Consider the following 18,722-nt stretch of genomic DNA (forward strand, 5'->3'; position numbering starts at 1 on the left):
GACAAGGACCATTGATCCTATCGCAGCCGAACGCTGCCTTCTTGGCCGCCCGCAAGAGAGATCGTTGAGTTCAAGCCGATAGTTTTATCGGCTGCCGCCGCAAAAGGAGACGTTCACGCGCTCTTGAACGAGCGTCCAAAGCGCCCATTCATTCATCAGAAATTTAAAAGTTACCTTCCGCGTTAGCTGATGATTGTCCTTCTCGAGGAGCATGACATAGACGCGACCCGCCTGTTCTCGCTGCTCCAGCGACACTGTTCTTCGACTTCCATGCAACTCACCGGGTTAGCATGGCTAGCAGGCTGGCGACTTTCACAGTGGCGATCGTCGAAAATGTGTCCGAGATGGCGTAAGGCAAGATGATCCATTCGCCATGACGCATCGCGCCACAGGAATAGACGACGTTGGGCACATAGCCCTCGCGCGTTGATTTTTCCGGCTGAACCAGCGGCACGTTCGACCGACCCAGCACGCGGCTGGGATCATCCTTGTCCAGCAGCACGGCACCGATGGAATAGTGCCGCACGGGCCCAACGCCATGGGTCAGCAACAGCCATCCTTCATCCAGTTCGATTGGCGAGCCGCAATTGCCGATCTGAATGAACTCCCAGGGAAATTCCGGTTTGAGGATGGGAGTGCCAAGACCCCATTCCAGAAGGCTGTCGGAATAGACCAGATGCAGGCTTTCATTGTCGTGGCGAGCGATCATGGCATAGCGCCCCCCGATCCGCCGCGGAAACAGGGCCATGCCCTTGCTCCCTGCTGCTGGGCCCCGCAATGGGGCGAGGCGGAACGTCTGGAAGTCGCAGGTTTCGATCAGTTCCGAACGGATCGACTGGCCGCTGTAGGCAGTGTAGGTGGCGTAGTAGGTGGTCTTGCTCTCGTCGACAAAAGCCACGAAACGGGCATCCTCGATGCCATTGGCCTGCGCCTCGGTGACCGGGAAGATCACCCTTTCGGTGATGTCGCTGTCTGGTTCGAAGGCCAGATCCAGCCTGTCGCCAAGGCGTACGGTTACAGTGGGCAGGCTGGCCAACCGCGTTGGGGGATCGATGGTCAGCGTGCCATCGGCAAGGAAAGTGCCGCATCGGAAGGTGAGCGAGGAGATGTGCCCTTCGCCCACCGCCCGCAGCGACAGGACGAAACGGACGCCACCCGGTGCAACGCCGGTCTGGCTGGGATGGGGCACGATGCTGGGGTTGAACAGTGCCGCTGCCTCGAAACTGTATTCGTGCATGAAATAGGCACCCACCAGTTGCAACTGGGCGGGTGTGAAACAGCAATGGCTGGAAAAGGCGTCCTCCATCTCCTGAGCGCGCCGCTCGAAGGTAGCGGGTAGGTTTCGATGGCGGTCATCGAAATTCTCGAGCGTCGCGGCTAGCACAGTTTCGGCATCCGCCGGGGCCAGCGCGAGGACGCGGTCGACGATGTGGTTGGCACGGGTTTTGTCCAGCGGGTTGTAATCGCGTGGCTCGACCGAAGGGCGGAAAGCCCGCACCACCACGCGTGAGGGATCGGGCCGCAGATGCAGGGCATGGCGGTTCAGAAAGGAATGATCGGGCATGGCCGTCCTGTCAGGATAAAAGGAGTTGGATGGGTAGCGATGCCAGCATGCCCGGCGCGTGCGTGGATGGTGGGTGCGCCTGCGTTGCCTGCTCCATGATGGCAAGGGCCAGCAGATAGGCCAGCACCGATTCGGCGCCCCGGTTCTCGTTGGCACGATCGGGGTGCAGCCCATCGCGGCAACTGCCATCGAGCGGGTCAATCAGGGACAGTCCCAGATCATTGGCACCGGTAAACCATGCAAAGGCCTTGTGGGCCTCTGTCAACCAAGGCCGACTCGCATCCACAGCCATGGCTGCAAGGCAGGCCGCCACGGTAGCGCAGGCTTCGATGGGCTGTTGGTCAAAAGGCATCGGCGCGCTACGCGAGACGAGCAGGAACCCTTGCGAGCCCACCGGACGGAAATAGCCCGCAGGGGCCGTCTGCCGCTCGACCAACCAGCACAGCGCCCGCAATCCCGCTTGAGTCCAGTCCTCTCGGCCCACCGCTCTGCCGGTCACGATCAACGCCTCGCACAGGCGGGCATTGTCATAGGTCAGCCGGTCCTCAAACCACACCCAATCCGCCGTTTCGCAGGCCTGCAAGCGCTGGTGCAAGCGCTCTGCCAGATTGCTCCGCTGGCGCAGCGCGATCTCATCGCGCGGGTGGGCAAGGCAATAGTCCTTGAGGCCCAGCAAGGTGAACGCCCAAGCCCGAGGCGAGGTGAAGCGGGCAACAGCAGGCAAGGCCTGTGTAAACAGCGCGCTGGCCCATTGCGCCATCACGCCATCTTCGCGGTATCCGGCGCATATGCCCAAAGCCCACATCGTGCGACCATGGCTGTCTTCGGATCCGGTTGCCTCCAGCCAGCGGCGATCATAGCCCATGAAATTGCGGAATCGCTGGTTGCCCGGGTTCCAACCATGTTGCAGGAAAGCGGCAAAGCGTGGCAGCAAACTGTCGATCAAGGGTTGCGTCATCGCCCGCCCGCCCAGCGTGCAACACAGCAACAGCGCTCTGGCGTTGTCATCAATGCAATAGCCGTGGTGCCGATCGGGAACGCCAAAAACGGCATGCTGAAACAGCCCGGTATCATCACACATCACCGCCAGATGCCCCAGCGCCATCGTCGGTAGGGCAAAGGCAACATGCCGCCTAACATCAAGAAAAGCTTGGCCATAGCGCGCGGCGGTATTGGCCCATGTCATCGCCCGGCTGGCAACATAAGCTTTGCGCCCCATCGCCAGCCGCGTTTCGTCATTGGCCAGCAGGTCGGCCACCGCAAGCCCCAGACGATCTGGATCTCCGAAAGGCACAAGCAGACCCGATCCATCCTCCAGCAATTCCGCCGCATGCCAGTAAGGCGTGGAAACCACCGGGCGGCCCAACCCATGCGAATAGGCCAGCGTGCCCGATGTCATCTGCGCCTCCACCAGATAGGGGGTGACATAGACATCACACATCGCGATATGATCGAGCAGTTCAGGCCGTTCGACAAAACGGTCGATAAAGACCACATGCCCGTCAAGACCGAGCGCCGTCACCTTGGCGCGCAGACTGTCGCGATAGGCCTCTCCATCGGCGCGCAGCAGGGCGGGGTGAGTTGCCCCCATCACCACGTATAGCGCATCGGGCGCGGTTGCCAGCACCACCAGCATCGCCTCGATCATCGTCTCGATGCCCTTGTTCGGGCTGATCAGGCCAAAGGTGAGGATTATGCGATGATGGGCAAAACCCAGCTTTTCCTTGGCATATTGGGGAAGCACCAGCGGCACTTCGGGGATGCCATGCGCGATCACCAGAATCTTGGCAGGATCGGCGCCATAATGGTCGATGAGGATGCGGCGCCCCTTGCGCGCCATCACCACAATGCGCGACGATGCCGCAATGATGGTGTCGATCACGCGGCGCTGGGCGGCGTTGGGCTGGTCCAGCACGGTGTGCAGCGTGGTGACGAGCGGCGCATCCAGCTTCGCGATCAGATCGAGAATGTAATCCCCTGCCTCACCACCATAGATGCCGAATTCATGCTGGAGGCAGACAACGTCAAAGCCTTGCGCGTTGATGAAATCGGCAGCGGCGCTGTAACCCCCACGGTCTTCCTGCGCGACAGACCAGCGCACTTGCGGGGGAAAGGCATATTGCCCACCCGGGTCGCACATGGCGATGATCGCGGTTTGCGCCACCCCCGGCAAATGGCGCACTGCGAGCTCAAGGTCGCAGGTGAACGTGGCAATACCGCAGCGCCGTGGCAAGGCATTGCCCACAAAGGCCACGCGCATGCCCGTATTCAATGGCTTGTCTTACAGCTTGCCTTTCGGCTTGCGGGTAGCGGCCAGCACCGGCGACGAGGCGATTCTCGGGGCCGCGGGTGCCGGCTTGTCCTTGGCGGACTTGGGTTTGCGAATTTCACGATTGCTGCGTTTTTGCGCTTTGGCCATGGTATTTGATCCTTTTGATGATGTTGGCAAATCAATGTTGACGGTGCCGAGCGGATCATGCCGCAAGCCGGGGGGGGCATGCCGGGCTGACTTTGCCCTCAGAAAGTGATGACGGGGCCTATCGCGCTCCGGCCTTAAAGCGGGGGCGCATTCCATCCCTCAGCCGCGAAGTGACTCTACAGGAGTTTCGCGATAACGGCGCGATAGCACAGAGTTGCCGCTCAGTAGCATGAAATCGTCCTTGGTGGCTGTTCTGCTGGCAGAACCGGGCAATTTAGAAACCGGAGCAAACATTCCAGATCGCCCGCCTCACGCGTATTCAGGCACTGATTCTGTAGGGTGAGGCGCAGCATCCTCCGTATGGCTCGTGTTCGCAACTAAACCTTTGTTCGGGGTGGTCGGACTGGCATGTCGTCCGGGACTGAACGCGCGGTAGTCTGTGACCGTCCCCATCAGGATCAGCGGGCACGCCGCTTGTACCGTGCCGGCTTGCCCCTGAAGCTGCCGTTCACGCCTCCCTTCGCGATCGTTGAAAGCGGGCCTTCGCTCATCCGATGATCCAGAGCTGAACCCTCTGGCAATACCGGCGCGGTGCGGTTCACTTCGATTTGTTTTTTGTGACCTTGTAGTACGCCGACAGAATAGCCACATAAGTTGCATCTACCAGTCGTGATCGACGGTCTCGGGCATCCATTCAAGAGATGCCACATCCTTCAGTTCCGCCTTTTAGTCGCAGTTGCGGCCAAATTCTGGTCAGCTGCCTTTTAACGAAGGAAGATTCCATGACCGATTTCGGCAAGATCAAGAGCTATGATAGCAACAAAGGCCTCGGCACTATCGCTCCCGAGCGGGGAGGCGATGCCCTGCCTTTCCGTAAGTCCGATCTGCAGCAGCAGGCCCAGGAGCCGAAGCAGGATCAGCGTTATGGTTATGACGTGAAGGACGCGGAGGGCGGCAAGCGATACGCGATCAATCTGCATCAGCAGGGCGAAGCTGACATCCAGCAGGAACAAGCTCGAGCCCAACAGGGCTGATGATCTCGGGGCAACCGGAGTGCGAAAACGGTGCTTCCGATTGCCCCGACCTTGATCATGCAAGCGATACCGAAAACCGCATGGCGAATGCCACGTATCGCCAGTCCGAGTTCCGCGATCGCATCTTTCCTCACTTCAGCCAGCGATGTTGAAGCATTCGAGGCCCAGGCGAATGCCATGGAAAGCACTCTGGCTAGCGACTTTGCCGATGGAAGAGTGGGAATGCGTTACCACACCTACGCGCATCGCTAGCGCGTTCTTCGCCAGCAAAAGGCCAAGCTCGATGTTTTGTGCGCCAGCTTTCATTCATAGGAGCAACGATCGTGAGCAGCCCCTCTGAACTCGACAAAGCCATCGCAGCCGAGCAAATGGCTCTTTACGGTATCACGCGCATCCCGGCCGATCAGTATTGTTACAAGGATTATCGCTACTCAAAGTTAAGCGACGCCATTGCCCAAGCAAAGCGCGATAAGCCACCCTCCTGACTATTGCGACCTGAATATCAAAGCTTTTGAAAGGACGTCCAATGGAACTTTCATCGACTTTCTGCCGTATGCAGGAGACCGTCCAGCGTGATCGCGCGGCCAACGCGATATTGGGGAACATTCGCCTCGTGGCTGAGAGAGCGGCCAAGGCATGGAGTGCTGTAGCTCTTCTGGCCGAACAGCGCGACGCCCGCCGCGAACGCACGCGCATCATTGCCGACATGGCAGCCCTTCAGAATGAACCTGTGCCAGACGAGGACGTCAGGTCACTGAGCGAAAACCCGGACCGAGGCTTTGACAACCCCTGAACTGGTCCGAGATCTCGCCGAGATATGGCCTGCTGCCGGTTTGGCGGACACCGAGATAAGCTCATTCATGCTACCCCAGCTTCTCTTTCGAAGTCGATAGGGCTGAGATAACCCAGGGTCGAGTGACGCCGGGTTGGGTTGTAGAAGCATTCGACGTAGTCGAACACGTCCGCCTTGGCCTGTGCCCTCGTGCGGTAGACCTTCTTCCCGATCCGCTCGGTCTTGAGCGACGAGAAGAAGCTTTCCATGACGGCATTATCCCAGACATTGCCGGACCGGCTCATCGAGCATGTGACGCCATTGTCGGCCATCAGTCGCTGGAACTGCTCACTGGTATACTGGCTGCCCCTGGTCCGAGTGATGCAGCAGGGCGTCCGGCTTGCCGCGCCGCCAGATCGCCATGATCAGCGCATCGGTGACGAGCTGGGCGGTCATGGTGTCGCTCATCGACCAGCCAACCACCCTGCGCGAGAACAGGTCGATGACGGCGGCCACGTAGAGCCATCCTTCGGCCGTCCAGATGTAGGTGAAGTCAGCCACCCACTTCTGGTTGGGCCTGTCGGCGGTGAACTGGCGATCCAGCACGTTGCCGGCGATGACCGAGCGTTCGCCCTGATCCTTGGGTAGTCCGCGACGACGAGGCCGTGCCCGCAGCCCCTGCGCCTGCATGAGCCGTTCGACCCGATGCAGGCCACAAGAGATGCCCTCAGCGAGCAGGTCGTACCAGACACGGCGGGCACCGTAGGTGCGGTAGCTGCCAACATGGCTTGCTCTGACCCTGGAGCCGATCACCTCATCGTCGCGGGCACGCTGCGACGGCGATCGGGTGAGCCAGGCATGGAACCCGCTTCGCGAGACACCGAGCGCCCCGCACATCCATGCCACCGGCCAGATCCCCCGGTGCTTCGCGATGAAGGCGAACCTCATATCGAGTCCTTCGCGAAGTAGGCGGCGGCTTTTTTTAGAATGTCGCGCTCCGCCTTCAGCTTGGCCACTTCGCGACGGAGACGATCGATCTCCAACTGCTCGGGCTTCATCTGCCCATGCCCGGGAAATGCGTGACCCGGATCGGTAGCGAACTCCTTCACCCACTTGCGCAGCACGTTCTCGTGCACGTCCAAATCGCGAGCAGCTTGCGCAACCGCGACACCGCGCTCGCGCACCAACCTCACCGCCTCAAGCTTGAACTCGCGGCTGAACTTCCTTCGTTGCATTGTGGACCTCCGATAGGTGGAAACATCCTATCTCGGTGTCCACCAAACCGGCAGCAGGCCATTCATTGGACATCATGCACTATACCATGCTGCGGTTAAGCCCCCACCCTGAATCAGCCCAATCAGGCGGGCTGGAGACGCGGGTGTGGTAATGCTGACTTCGTCCGCTATGAAGCGGCCACCGCAAGCTCAGGCAATTCAGGCAGACCAATGGCTCGCAAACATTCAAAGCACGGCTCTTACGAGGACCTACGTCAGGAAGAAGAGGCGCCCGAGGTCGCGGTGCCCTGCTGGCTCTGTGGCCGACCGACCGGCAAGACCATTGTCTGGCACCACCCCGTGCCCAAGAGCCGGGGCGGGCGTGATGTGGTGCCCATGCACGCCATTTGTCAGCAGACGCTGATCACCAATTTTACCAATTCCGAACTGCAACGCCACGGTATGGACGTAGAGGGTCTGCTCGCTAACCCCGCTGTGCGCAAATTCGTCGATTGGGTGGCAAACAAGGATCCTGATTTCACGGCCACCATTGCCAAGAAGAAGCGCTGATCCAGCTGCGCTTTCAGCTTTCGCCTTAATTCCGGACGTTAAGCGATCCAATTTGGGGCATCGGAACCCGTCTTTCGTTCACCGCCGCGGTGGGGCGCTTGAATGACGCGGGCTGGGGCATCCCGACATTCCGCAGCGGTAACTCGAATGCCCGCCGTTGCCAAAACCCGACGCTCGATAGCGGTGTCTTCTTGCCATCCTGTATTAGGAAGTCTGGCCAATCGCACTCTTGCCGCTTCCTCGCTATCGAGCGCGAATTGCCGACTTTGGTTCAGACGGCGCAGATAGCGTGCATCGTGTCTCTGCTTGTGCCGGAGCTTTCGAGCAAATCCCTCCCGTGCAGAAGTCACAACCGAATGAACCTGCGTATTAATAACCTATATCACGGGATGCTAACAAAAGTAACTAGAAAGAAAAGATCAACGGCGAGGAAAACGGTCTATCATAAACGCTAAGGCATCCGGTACTGGTTCATTGTCTTGCTCCGCAAAGCCCCTCCAAGACGCTTCATCGAAGTGCAAAAGCGAGACAACGAAGTCGTAACGATCAGACGCAAGCGCGATTTCTTGGCAGGGTTCTTTGAACCAAACGTCGTCCTCGTGATCGACGGTAGCAGCCCCTATCGGCGTTTGAGCAGCCAGGGAACTGACAGGCACGGGTATCGGCGGGCGCCCGGACGTCCTGTAATAGATTCCCGTCCGCAATGCGCTCTTGCTCGCTCGCGACCACAGGACGTAGCCGTCCCGCGAGACGACAAGAAGCGAACGCCGCTCGGCATATTCTAGCCAGCGAAGGGTGGCAGCGATGAGAGAGGTACCATAGCGATCGGCGCAGGTGCCGATGTCGTCCAGAGTAGGTCTGGCTTTGGCGGGAATTTGCGCCCGATAATCGTTGAGGGGCATGAGTAATCCCGCCGCAAAGCAATTCGCCTGTTGTTCGATCTCACGATATGCGCTGTCCCAACGGACCATATCCTGCTGCCCGCATTCGATGCCGTCGGGATGAGCAAGGCGGTGCAGGAGATAATGCCCGAACTCATGCGCCAGCGTAAAATTGATGCGCCCTTTAGAGGCGATGGCATCATTATAGATAATGCCCCACCCGGTCTTGCCGGTGGGCGCCTTGTAGAGCGCTCCGTCGAAGCGTCCGAGACTGGCGCCCTTGACCATTGTGACGGCATCACCGGGGAAACGCTGCGCGCTTAGATCCCTGGCGACCTGCTTTACATCGACCGGGAAGCGATCGATGCCGCCGGCATAAACCAGATCAAGCATGCGCGTGAGGTCGGCTGCCCATCGGTTCGCTGACGGCGGTTTGTTCACTCGTCGTCACCCCACAATTCCACCATGCGTCTGATCTTCGCTTTCACGACCGGATCCATTTTCTGGTAGTTCCGGTAGAAATGGGCATCGGCCGCTGCATCGGGCGATTGGGACGCGTCGCCCTCTAACAGGAACTCGATCGTTGTCCCTAGCTTGTCGGCTATCTTGATTAGCTTTTCAGCCGACGGCCGGGGCGGGTTCTTGTTCTCCAGCTCCCAAATGTAACTTTTGCTGGAGCCACTCTGCTCGGCAAGCTGATCGAGCGTGAGGCCGCGCTCTTTGCGAAGCGCGCGGATGCGGTCGCCGAGGGGGTTGGTCGGGGTCATCTTCCTCCTGAAGGATGTGTTCGGTGTAGGCGCACTTTATGCCCTTGACAAGCGAATGGCAAGTTCTCCAGATATGTTCGGAGTATCGGTATAAATTGTATCGCAATGTTGGAAGCGAGGTTCGTATGGCAAAGGGTCCGAAATCCCATCATGTCGTCCCCAATGCCAGTGGAGGCTGGGACGTGAAGCGTGGCGGTGGTGAGCGCGCAAGCGGTCACTTCAACACCAAGGCGGAGGCCGTGACGCGCGGGCGCGAGATCAGCCGCAATCAGGGCACCGAGTTCCGTATCCATAATCGTGACGGCAAGATCGCCAGCAGCGACAGCCATGGTCACGATCCCCACCCGCCGCGTGGCTGACCAGCAAAGCGAGAGCGAGATGAGCGAACACGAAAAACAGTCCGAAGTCCGCATCCATATCAACCGGGAGGCTTACCGGTCGCCCAATCCGACCACCGGTGATGCGCTCTACGATCTTGGCGAGATCGGGAAGCACGAGAAGCTCTATCGTGAGACGGAAGGCAACGCCGAAGACCATCTGATCCACCGGAACGATCATTCCGTCCACCTGGTGCAGGACGATCATTTCTATAGCCAGAAGGCCACGATCATCTTCGTCAACGGGGATGAGCACGAGACTGAGAAAGAGCAAATTACCTATCTTCAGGTCGTCGAATTGTTTCTCGGCAGCGGTGGCCAGCCCTCGAATGAATATCTGGTCAAATATTCTCATGGCCCGTCGGAGAACCCCCGTGGCACTTTGGCTCCTGGTCAGAAGGTGAAGGTGAAAGATGACATGCGATTTAGGGTTGCCGGAACTGGCGAGTCGTAATCCCTTCATTCGGGATCTCGACGATCTGGGTTATCATGTCGATTTTATCGGCGCTCATTTCGTCATTTACGGACTGCCATATCTCGACGGGGCGGGTGCGCTCAATCATGGCGATTGGGCAAGCCCGCTGGATCTCAATGGCGCGATCATCGATCCGCCGAGCAATCATCAGGCGTGGTGGCGTGGCACTCGCCCATGTGACCAGCAGGGGCGAGAGCTTCGCCTGGGTGGCGGGGTTCACGCCGTAACGGTGACGCCGGAGTTTGTCACCGACCAGTCGTTTTCCTTCAAACTCATGGAAAATGGTCAGATGCGTGCCTATCGCTCGTTCGAGGAAAAGGTTCAGACTTACCTCGACGTGATCACGGCACCGGCGCTTGCCGCATATCCCGATGCAACCCCTTTGCGCGGTATCGAAATCAAATCTGCCGCACAGGAGAGCCCGCTTCGGTTTCCGGACACTATGTCATCGCGTTATCATATGAACGACATCTCCTTCATTCTGAAAGGCAAGAAGGTTGCGATTATTGGGCTTGGGGGAACCGGCTCATACATCCTCGACTTCATTTCGCGTACCCATCTTGAGCGGATTACTATCTTCGATAACGATAAGGTGCATGTTCACACGATATTTCGGATGCCGGGATTTATTCCGCGCGCGATCGGACAGCACAAGGTCGAGGCGTTGGCGCGGCAATATGCGAACTGGCACGGAGGCTTGGAGCCCGTGTCCGAGCGCGTCACGGCAGAGAATATCGAACGACTCGGTGAATTTGATTTTGTATTCGTTTCGGTGGACGACGGACCCGCACGTCAGCATATTATTGATTGGCTGAGCACTAGGGGCATTCCCTATGTTGATTGCGGTATGGGATTAAGTCGTTCAGCGGTCGGATTGAGCGGTTTTGTTCGCATCACCGGGACGGACCGCAAAGCCTTTGACAGCAATGTCGGAACGGCTCGGCTGCCGATTGGCAACGCGGAGAATGATGAGTATCGTCGGCAAGCGCAGATCACCGAGCTGAACGCGCTAAACGCCGCAATGGCGGTCATCCGTTTCAAACAGCATTTCGGCCTTTTGGACCGCTTGGACGAGGCGACATCCTATATCGTCGACACAGCCACGCTGGAGATGGACTCTGAAAGGCCCGTCGCATGAGGTTCGCCTATCAGGCCGTCGAACGCATCCCCAAGCAACTTGCCGAAGGTGTGGTGTACCATAGCGAGGAATTCGAGGTCGCAGCGCTCCTTTGCGCGTGTGGTTGCGGACATCGGGTAATGCTACTCGTTCCTGACAGCCATCAGGTGTACTCTGAGAGCGGGATGGCGACTATTCGGCCTTCGATCTCAGTGTGTGACGCCCGCTGCAAGGCGCACTATGTGGTGACGGCGGGCGATGTCGAGATGCTGCCGGCGTTTTCGGAAGCTTTGGCCGCCTCGGTAATGCGCAATCAGATTGCTCGCCATGCAAACCGTGAGACGAAGCGCTCGACCTGGACGAGTTGGGTTCCGACAACTTTCGCGAAGGTCTTGCGGAAAATCGCATCTCTCTTCGGGGGATAGGGCGAGGCGATCGACAGCTATTGGTCGCGTTACGCCGGTGGGCTGTAATGCCCCCTCAATAGTTGTCGTTCCGAGGGCCGGATTGTGCAATCGAAATTTGCCTTTAATTAAGGGATAACTCTCACCCATGATCGACCATCGTTGGAACTTTATCGACGGCCTGCTTTATTGATTTGATTTGGCATTTTGGGTCTGCCTGCTTCGTGAATAAATAAAGGAAAACGGCCATTAACGCGGATACAGTAGCGAAATTGCGAGCAGAGCGAAGGCAAATTGATTTTCGTGATTTCTTTGTTTTAAAGATGGGACGGAATGACCTTTACATGGGTTCAGAGGCAGATCGAAAAGCGCCTTCTTCCACCTCGGTATTGAAAAACGCGCGACTGAACGACCGGCAAGGGGCCGGGACAGGCTAGGCCCTATTTGGGAAGGGTTTATCTAGGGCGCTTACTTCATTCTGGCTTGGCTGTGGTGACTGCCAATTTCGGGTTGACGGCCCATGCTCTTCTTGTTGTTCTGCATTCGTTCGATCGGCCTTTGGCGAATCGGAGGATCTGGTGACGACGCTTGTTGAGCAGGGACATCGGTTTGGCGGTGCATGGACTGAGCTTAAGCTCGACGCCGTCCACTATTATCTAGGCTTCTTCACCACCGTGTTGAGGACCATGCCATTTGAATTGTGGTATATCGACGCGTTCGCGGGGTCGGGCAGCCGCATCGAGATGCGAGAAACAGGTGGCCTCCTCGACGGCACGCCAATCGAAACATCTTCGGAGCAGATGGCCGGATCTGTGATGCGGGCGCTCTCCGTAGATCCGCCATTCGGGCGGCACGTTTTCATCGAGGGAAATGCGTCGCGCTTTCGCGAACTGGAGACTTTGCGTAGTGAGTATCCGGCGAAGAGGATCGAGTGCCGGCATGGCGATGCGAACACGGAATTGCGGTCGATACTTTCAAGCCCCCCCTGGTCGGGGCCGGTTCGGGAGCGCAGCAAGCTACGGGCGGTCGTCTTCCTAGATCCATATGGGATGAATGTTGCCTGGGACACTCTGCGTATGCTCGCCGCGACGCGCGCCATCGATGTATGGTATCTTTTCCCCCTCCAGGCCGTGACGCGGCAACTATCCGTCGATCTGAACAGGGTGGACGCTTACAAGCAGGACAGGCTCGACGACATCTTTGGTACATCTGACTGGCGCGACGAACTCTACGATACGCGGGTGGTGACGGACCTGTTCGCAGAGACCATCAGCACCGCCACGAGGAACGTGACGCAGGCGCAGATCGAAGAATATTCAAGGACGCGTCTGAGGACCCTGTTCCGCTACGTTTCGGAACCGTTGCCGCTGATAGCAGACGGGCGTGGCCGCCTGTTCTCGCTGTTCTGTCTGTCGAATAGCAGCAGCGACCGGGCGATCGACCTCATAGAGAAAGGGGTTCGGGCGACGCTGAAGAAATTCGGCCCGGCATCTCGTCATAGGTCCGGCCGTTAAGGAGGCGGCCGGTTGCCTTCTTGTTGCGCCCACCCCACTGTTTGAAAAAGAAGGCCGTCCCGCTCTCCCGGCACATCTCCTCGACCTCGACGACCCACTCCTCGGGCATGGCGCGCGCGCGGGGGCCGCTCTCCCCTCCCACGATGGCCCAGTCGATCTGACTCAGGTTCGCATCGGCTACGGAGCCGATCAGCGGCTCGAAAGAGATGAAGCGGATAGCGGCCGGGGTCGCGCGAAGGAAATCGATGCGGCCCAGCACCGCGTCGTCCTCGACGCTCGTGCCGATCCAAACGTTGGGCAGCACGGGGAAGGCGCTTTGGGATAGCACGTCTGCCATGCGCTCCGGCCGCTTGGTGAGGATCTGATAGGTGTGCTGGGGCGTCCGCTGCATGACGCTCCAGACCTTGAAGATAAAGTTCTCTCCCACATCCGGATGGAAAAGGTCGGACATCGAGTTTACGAAAACGGTGCGGGGCGCACGCCATTTCAACGGGGCGAACAGGGCACGTTCGTCCTGTACGACCTTTCCGGTCCAGACGTAGCGCCCTCCGCTCTTGCGGGTCAGTCCCCGGTATTTCGGCATGCCCATGGATTCGAGCCGGGCGGCCATCCGCATTGCATAGCAATTCGTGCAGCCAGCGGTCGCGATTGTGCAACCCGCCACCGGATTCCACGTGACATCGGTCCACTCAATCGGCGTCAACTGCGCCACACACACGCCTCCTTAAGAACAAATAAAGAACATAATGGAAGTGTTCGGGTATGTCTCGCATTATCTTCACGAATGCCCTCCGGCCGCACCGGCCGTTCGGATCATGCATAATTAATAAGGGTTATCCCCGTCGAAAGTTGGTCGGGACGGAGAATATGCCGTTGGCGGCGACCCGGCGCGCGGCATCGCGTCGGATCTGAAGAGTCGCGGCGTCGACGAACTGCGCTACGCTGCCCGACTGATTCTGACTGCAGGATTCGGTTCGGCGCGGAGTGCCGGAGAAGTCGAGGTCGAGTTGCGGTCCATCGCTACGCTTGCTCATTGTGGGTCTCCTGGCTGGGTCAACTGAACGCCTTCCTTGGCGGCAACTTCTACGATGATCTTGTCCTCATATTCCCGGCGGGCGTCGAGCGGAACCCGGAACACAGGGATGGCATCCTTGCGGTCGATACGAATCAGATAGCCATTCTGTTTCCGCTCCCCCTTTGGACGGAAGAGCTTCACGTAGTTTGTCGGCGCTACGCCGTTAAACTGACGAAATACGACCATATTCTTCGCATCAGGCATCTCACTGATCACATCGCTGTGCAGCTCGATCGCCAGGCTCTTAAGATACGGCTCGATGTAGACGACCTCCTTGATGCCCGACGCAACGATGTGTCGCGCGCAATTATGGCATGGATATGTGTTTGTGTAGAGGGTCGCTCCTACAAGGGAGTGTTTTCCTTCTCGCGCCACGGACAGGATGGCTTCCATCTCAGCATGGATGGACCGGGAAAACTCGATGAGCGCGTTGATGTCGGTCTTGCCTATGGCCGAGCGCACGTCGGCGCGCTTCGATGCCTTGACCTGTCCGGACTCGAACACCGCTATCGCGACCTTGTCCATCAGTCCGTGACGCCTGACCTCGTTATGGCATTTCTTGCCACCCCAATTGTAGCATCGGTGATCCTTGTTTACGATCGCCTTCGTATCGTCGTCGAAGGTCTCGCGATCCTCCTCGGTGTATAGGCTGCCGCCGAACTTCGGCACGTCGTTCCAGCCCACCGCGATCAATTCGCCGTCGGCGGAGACTATGCTGACGCCAACCTGCCTGGACATGCAGGCAGAGTTGGCAGCTGCGGCGTTTGCCTTATACATTGCCGCCTCCGCGCGCGTCGGGGTGTGGATCGCAGTGTCGAAGACGATGTCGAGGAACCTCTTCAGGCTCGATTCGAGATCCTCGGGCCGGCGGTCGTTGCACACAAAGAAGTCCGAATGGACGAAGAGTTTGCGTGTGGCTTGCCCGAAGGTCGCCAGCTCAGCCTGGTCGCGCGCCATGACCTTGGCGCGTTCCTCCTCAGGATAGTCCAGATTCTTGAGGCGTTCGTCCCGGAGCTTGTCGGGCGCGAATACGCCGACGACGCACAGTGTTTCACGATACACGTCACGAAGCAGCTCCAGCTCCTCCATGCTTTTGAGGGAATCGATGATATAGGCCCGCCGGCCCGGTACTTCGTTCTCCCCCTCATAACCTTTATTAGCGGCGCGGAAGCCGCGGATCTTCTCGATGAGTTTTTCGATAAGGTAGTTGTTGCCGAACTTCTCGCGCAGCCGATTTCCTGCGTCTTGCATCTGTGAGATATAGGTCGCTGTCTTTGCGTTCGCCGGTGCGGACATCCCGACTAGGCTGCTCTGGGCGCGGATAACATCGCTGGGCTTCATGATTGGGGCAACATCGTAGCCGAACTCATTGGCCAGTTCGTCATGGAGAAACTTTGCCGCCGTCGAGACACCGGAACCAACTGGGCCGACTAGCGCGATGACGAGTTCTTGAGAGAGGCGTTCTTTGATTTCGCGCGCGACGCCCTCCTTAATGAAGTCGTCCTCGCCAACAAGCTGCAACTTCTGCATATCCCCCCCCGAATACCTTGAGGTTAGAATGGCATATCGGGCTATCGCAGAAAAGACGCTTTTGATCCGTGCTGGAAATCACCGGTACTCTTCTCCCGACTTAGCTGACGATCCGCTGCGGGGGGCAAAATTCTGATACGGAATGACCGAAAAGGGTCGACCCTAGAAACCGACACCGAAGCGTTCGAATGTCGGCTATCCCGCTTTCATGTCCGGAACCCGCCGTTCCGGAGTGTCCCCCTTTCCGGACCATGAAAGTTTCCAGCGACCCCTCACCATGGACCCCGCTCCGGCCTGTGGCCGAAGCGGAACCTGCCCTACTCGCCAGACCCCGTGCCCGGCCCGGTGGGCCAGCCCCGCGCTCCGGCTCCCCGAGCCCCGCGCTGCGGGTCTCGTCTCATCCGAGTGACGGTCAGGGGTAGGGGAAGAGGGCAACCTCCCCCCGCGAGGGCGGCCCGTTCCGCCCGGACAGTCTGTAAAGCGGAGCGCCGCCTGCGGCCGCGCGCGCCGTGCCGCGATCGGTCGCTCGCGCAAGCGCTCACCGCCCGTCGCGGTAAGGGCATCGCCGCCCGGGACGGACGGCGATGCGTCTCCACACGCCGGTCCTGTCCATCCTCTCCTACGCCCCCCTTGCAGGCTCCCGGCGTTGCAGCGTGGTTTCGGCAGGCAAGGAGTTGCGTCGAGACCAGGCTCCGCTAGCCGGATCGGGGCCGCCGGCGTCTGCTTCCCGGTGGAAGCGCCGGCTCCGATCCGCCAAGCTCCGCCAAGCCCCTCCCGTGCCTCTTGCCCGCCAAGTGCCCACGCCGCGCCTTGGGGCCTGCGACGGCGGCTCCGGAGATGATGGACAGGAAACCCGATCCCTTGCGCGCGGGCGACCAGGGCGGAACCGGCCCCTCGTCGGGGCCGGGCGGGGTGGGGGGCCTGCGCTGCCCGCGCAGGGTTCCTGATGCTCCGGCTCACCAGAGACGATGGGATTTGTGTCAATAAATCAATGTGATAGACCGCATTTGCCGCAGCCTGTATCAAGTAAAGGCCAAGGCGGAAACAGTCCTTGGCACACCAACAGGGGCCTTGCCCGAAGTAACAGGAAGCACATTCACCATGGCAACTATCGGTTATCTCAATCGCAACGAACGGGGCGCACTGATCGGCAAGATCGAAACGCTCGCCTTCAGCAACGTTGTCGGCCTGCGTCCCTACCAGTCCAACAATCCCAACGCGCCCACTTTCGAAATCCTTGCGCGCACCGCTGCACGGACATGGGTGCCGATCGGCGGACTGTGGGAACAGACCATGAAAAGCTCCGGCGAAAGCTTCTTTCAGGGGCGCATCGACGATCCGAGCATGGCCCGGCCCATGGACATCGCGGTCTTTCCCAACGGGGAGGAGGGCTTCAACATCGCATGGACCCGCCGCCGCAACCGGCAGGACCTGCCCGGCGGTGGTGAGGGCATGGACATGCCACCCGCCAGCGACGAAGCCCGCGATCATGCCGACGATGATCTTGGCAGCAGCACCGCCGGCGACAACAGCTTCCTTGCCGGGATGACGGAGCTTGGCGGAATGGCAGGGGCAGGGAAGGGGAAGGGCCGCAAGGCCGCCGCAGACATCCCGGCCTGAACCAAGTGGAGCCGGGAAGGAGGCTTACCCTTTCCGGCTCCATGGCTGAACATCGGTTATGTTCGTCCCGACGCTTACAGAATATCCGGGGCGACGCACAAGGGGCATTCCCATGGCAGGCTTTGACAACTTCCACGACTTCGCCACCCATTATGCAGACCTCACCAGCGCCGGGGCCTTTCCCGCCGCTTTCACCGCCGACATCGCCAGCGCGCAGCTTTCCATTGTCGAGCAGCCGACCAGCGCCGACATGCCCGACGACCAGCAGGCCCGGGCCTGTGTCGAGCAGATGACCCGCGACCTTTTCACCCTGCTTGCCGAAACCCGCCTTGCCGCGCTCGCCCCGCGCATCGCATGGGGCATGGTCAACTCGTTCCACAAGGTGGCCCAGCAACTGGCGGCGCAGGAGGACGACGCGGCGCGCGCGCTGGGCGACCTTGCCCGCATCAGCGACCCTTCGGAAATCCACGCGGCGCAGGTCGAGGACAGCCAGCGCCTGTGCCAGTCGCTCCACGAGGCCATGGCCGCCATCGAATGCATGCGCGACCATGCCGCCGAGGTCTACCGCGTCGAGACCGGCAGGCCATGGAGCGCCACCGGCGGCAGCCGCACGAGCCGCGCCCTGACCGCCTCGCAGATCGAGGCGCGCGATTTCCTCGCCGCCCGCGCGCAGCAGCGGCGCGAGGCCCACGCGCCGAGCGGTCCGCTTGTCGTGGTTTCCGGGGGCGGCAACTGGACCGAGGTGGATGCCATCTGGAACCGGCTTGACCTGATCCACGCGCGCATCCCCGCCATGGTGCTCGCCACCACCGCCCAGCAGAAGGGCGCGGACATGATCGCCATGCGCTGGGCAGCGGCGCGGGGCGTCCCCTCGGTGAGCTTCCGCCTTGATCGCCGCCACGGCAACCGCGCCGCGTTCAAGCGCAACGAACAGCTTGTGAACTTGCGCCCGATCGAGGCGATCATCTGCGAGGGCAGCGGCATTCAGGCGAACCTTGCGCAGCGGTGCCGGGCCGCTGGCGTGCCCGTCACCATCTTCCGGCACAGCGACTTTGCTGGCGATCGCGGAAAGGAGGTCACCTGACCGGGGAAGGGCAGCGAGGGCAGGGGGGATCGCACCGGTCCCCCACCCCTGAGGCGAGGGCGGCGCCCTGGGCGCGCGGGACCCTTCTGGCCCGTCTTGCGGCCGGACCAGTCCCACGCGCCGGCCCGCGTCAGGGCGGGCCTGGTCTCGGCTCGCTCGCGGCGGCACAGGGGCCGCCGGCTACGCCTCGCCGGTTCGAGCACGCCAGTCTCCCGCCATCCGGTGAGCCGCCGCCTCGCTGGCGGGCCGGCCTGCGCCGGCCACGCCCGCGCCTCGGCGTACCGTGCAGGCGGGGAAGGGGGCTG

The 18,722-nt window shown here is 60.1% G+C and carries 19 protein-coding genes and 1 pseudogene; 11 read left to right on the forward strand and 9 right to left on the reverse strand.

What is annotated here, in order from left to right; genetic code table 11:
• Window positions 1–277 precede the first annotated feature (277 nt).
• From NMD1_RS00370 to NMD1_RS21305, 3 genes are read right to left on the reverse strand one after another with little or no spacing between them, the layout of a single operon-like run.
• The gene (locus NMD1_RS00370) at window positions 278–1,564 is read right to left on the reverse strand and encodes a glycoside hydrolase family 130 protein (RefSeq protein WP_125953134.1); all 1,287 of its coding nucleotides are present in this window, start codon (window positions 1,562–1,564) and stop codon (window positions 278–280) included.
• A 10-nt stretch (window positions 1,565–1,574) separates the two neighbouring features.
• The gene (locus NMD1_RS00375; protein WP_125953135.1) at window positions 1,575–3,824 is read right to left on the reverse strand and encodes a glycosyltransferase family 4 protein; all 2,250 of its coding nucleotides are present in this window, start codon (window positions 3,822–3,824) and stop codon (window positions 1,575–1,577) included.
• Between the two features lie 21 nt (window positions 3,825–3,845).
• On the reverse strand, window positions 3,846–3,983 hold the full coding sequence (locus NMD1_RS21305; RefSeq protein WP_199558030.1) for a hypothetical protein: 138 nt from the start codon (window positions 3,981–3,983) through the stop codon (window positions 3,846–3,848).
• Window positions 3,984–4,765: 782 nt separating this feature from the next.
• Between NMD1_RS21305 and NMD1_RS00380 the strand changes: the two genes are divergently transcribed.
• The 3 genes from NMD1_RS00380 to NMD1_RS00385 all read left to right on the forward strand — a co-directional run bounded on the left by NMD1_RS00380 (window position 4,766) and on the right by NMD1_RS00385 (window position 5,810).
• On the forward strand, window positions 4,766–5,017 hold the full coding sequence (locus NMD1_RS00380) for a cold-shock protein (protein ID WP_125953136.1): 252 nt from the start codon (window positions 4,766–4,768) through the stop codon (window positions 5,015–5,017).
• A gap of 323 nt (window positions 5,018–5,340) precedes the next feature.
• On the forward strand, window positions 5,341–5,502 hold the full coding sequence (locus tag NMD1_RS21130; RefSeq protein WP_158453831.1) for a hypothetical protein: 162 nt from the start codon (window positions 5,341–5,343) through the stop codon (window positions 5,500–5,502).
• A gap of 41 nt (window positions 5,503–5,543) precedes the next feature.
• Window positions 5,544–5,810 carry a hypothetical protein gene (locus NMD1_RS00385; RefSeq protein WP_125953137.1) on the forward strand — a complete coding sequence of 89 codons (267 nt, stop codon included), beginning with the start codon at window positions 5,544–5,546 and terminating at the stop codon, window positions 5,808–5,810.
• A gap of 65 nt (window positions 5,811–5,875) precedes the next feature.
• On the opposite strand, the pseudogene NMD1_RS00390 reads toward NMD1_RS00385, so the two are convergent.
• Window positions 5,876–7,024, reverse strand: a pseudogene (locus NMD1_RS00390) (IS3 family transposase).
• Between the two features lie 210 nt (window positions 7,025–7,234).
• Between NMD1_RS00390 and NMD1_RS00395 the strand changes: the two are divergent.
• The gene (locus tag NMD1_RS00395) at window positions 7,235–7,573 is read left to right on the forward strand and encodes a hypothetical protein (protein WP_125953138.1); all 339 of its coding nucleotides are present in this window, start codon (window positions 7,235–7,237) and stop codon (window positions 7,571–7,573) included.
• A 419-nt stretch (window positions 7,574–7,992) separates the two neighbouring features.
• Here the strand turns inward: NMD1_RS00395 and NMD1_RS00400 are convergent, their stop codons facing one another.
• Together NMD1_RS00400 and NMD1_RS00405 are read right to left on the reverse strand one after the other, a co-directional pair.
• A complete protein-coding gene (locus tag NMD1_RS00400) occupies window positions 7,993–8,847 on the reverse strand; it encodes an ImmA/IrrE family metallo-endopeptidase (RefSeq protein WP_125953139.1) in 855 nt (284 codons plus the stop codon).
• Between the two features lie 44 nt (window positions 8,848–8,891).
• Entirely contained in the window at window positions 8,892–9,221 is a 330-nt protein-coding gene (locus NMD1_RS00405) for a helix-turn-helix domain-containing protein (protein WP_125953140.1), read from the reverse strand.
• Between the two features lie 125 nt (window positions 9,222–9,346).
• Here NMD1_RS00405 and NMD1_RS00410 point away from each other — a divergent pair, with 125 nt between their 5' ends.
• From NMD1_RS00410 to tcmP, 5 genes are all read left to right on the forward strand, one after another.
• Window positions 9,347–9,580, forward strand: coding sequence for a DUF2188 domain-containing protein (locus tag NMD1_RS00410; RefSeq protein WP_125953141.1), 234 nt, complete (start codon window positions 9,347–9,349; stop codon window positions 9,578–9,580).
• Window positions 9,549–10,052, forward strand: coding sequence for a multiubiquitin domain-containing protein (locus tag NMD1_RS00415; protein ID WP_125953142.1), 504 nt, complete (start codon window positions 9,549–9,551; stop codon window positions 10,050–10,052). Before NMD1_RS00410 ends, NMD1_RS00415 begins: the two co-directional genes overlap by 32 nt.
• Window positions 10,030–11,211, forward strand: coding sequence for a ThiF family adenylyltransferase (locus tag NMD1_RS00420; protein ID WP_158453832.1), 1,182 nt, complete (start codon window positions 10,030–10,032; stop codon window positions 11,209–11,211). The genes NMD1_RS00415 and NMD1_RS00420 overlap by 23 nt, the downstream gene beginning before the upstream one ends.
• Window positions 11,208–11,615 carry a DUF6527 family protein gene (locus tag NMD1_RS00425; protein ID WP_125953144.1) on the forward strand — a complete coding sequence of 136 codons (408 nt, stop codon included), beginning with the start codon at window positions 11,208–11,210 and terminating at the stop codon, window positions 11,613–11,615. Before NMD1_RS00420 ends, NMD1_RS00425 begins: the two co-directional genes overlap by 4 nt.
• 557 nt (window positions 11,616–12,172) lie before the next feature.
• Window positions 12,173–13,108 carry a three-Cys-motif partner protein TcmP gene (gene tcmP, locus NMD1_RS00430; RefSeq protein WP_158453833.1) on the forward strand — a complete coding sequence of 312 codons (936 nt, stop codon included), beginning with the start codon at window positions 12,173–12,175 and terminating at the stop codon, window positions 13,106–13,108.
• Here tcmP and NMD1_RS00435 read toward each other — a convergent pair.
• The 3 genes from NMD1_RS00435 to NMD1_RS00445 all read right to left on the reverse strand — a co-directional run bounded on the left by NMD1_RS00435 (window position 13,038) and on the right by NMD1_RS00445 (window position 15,713).
• Window positions 13,038–13,820, reverse strand: coding sequence for a DUF5131 family protein (locus NMD1_RS00435; RefSeq protein ID WP_125953146.1), 783 nt, complete (start codon window positions 13,818–13,820; stop codon window positions 13,038–13,040). The genes tcmP and NMD1_RS00435 overlap by 71 nt on opposite strands.
• 121 nt (window positions 13,821–13,941) lie before the next feature.
• A complete protein-coding gene (locus NMD1_RS00440; RefSeq protein ID WP_125953147.1) occupies window positions 13,942–14,142 on the reverse strand; it encodes a hypothetical protein in 201 nt (66 codons plus the stop codon).
• Complete coding sequence (locus NMD1_RS00445) at window positions 14,139–15,713, reverse strand: anti-phage dCTP deaminase (RefSeq protein WP_125953148.1); 1,575 nt, start codon at window positions 15,711–15,713, stop codon at window positions 14,139–14,141. The genes NMD1_RS00440 and NMD1_RS00445 overlap by 4 nt, the downstream gene beginning before the upstream one ends.
• A 1,101-nt stretch (window positions 15,714–16,814) precedes the next feature.
• Here NMD1_RS00445 and NMD1_RS00450 point away from each other — a divergent pair.
• Together NMD1_RS00450 and NMD1_RS00455 are read left to right on the forward strand one after the other, a co-directional pair.
• Window positions 16,815–17,333, forward strand: a complete 519-nt coding sequence (locus tag NMD1_RS00450; RefSeq protein ID WP_125953149.1) for a DUF736 family protein — start codon at window positions 16,815–16,817, stop codon at window positions 17,331–17,333.
• A 112-nt stretch (window positions 17,334–17,445) separates the two neighbouring features.
• Window positions 17,446–18,417, forward strand: coding sequence for a DUF2493 domain-containing protein (locus tag NMD1_RS00455; RefSeq protein ID WP_125953150.1), 972 nt, complete (start codon window positions 17,446–17,448; stop codon window positions 18,415–18,417).
• Window positions 18,418–18,722 lie beyond the last annotated feature (305 nt).

The organism is Novosphingobium sp. MD-1, from assembly GCF_001014975.1.
Taxonomy (GTDB): Bacteria; Pseudomonadota; Alphaproteobacteria; order Sphingomonadales; family Sphingomonadaceae; genus Novosphingobium.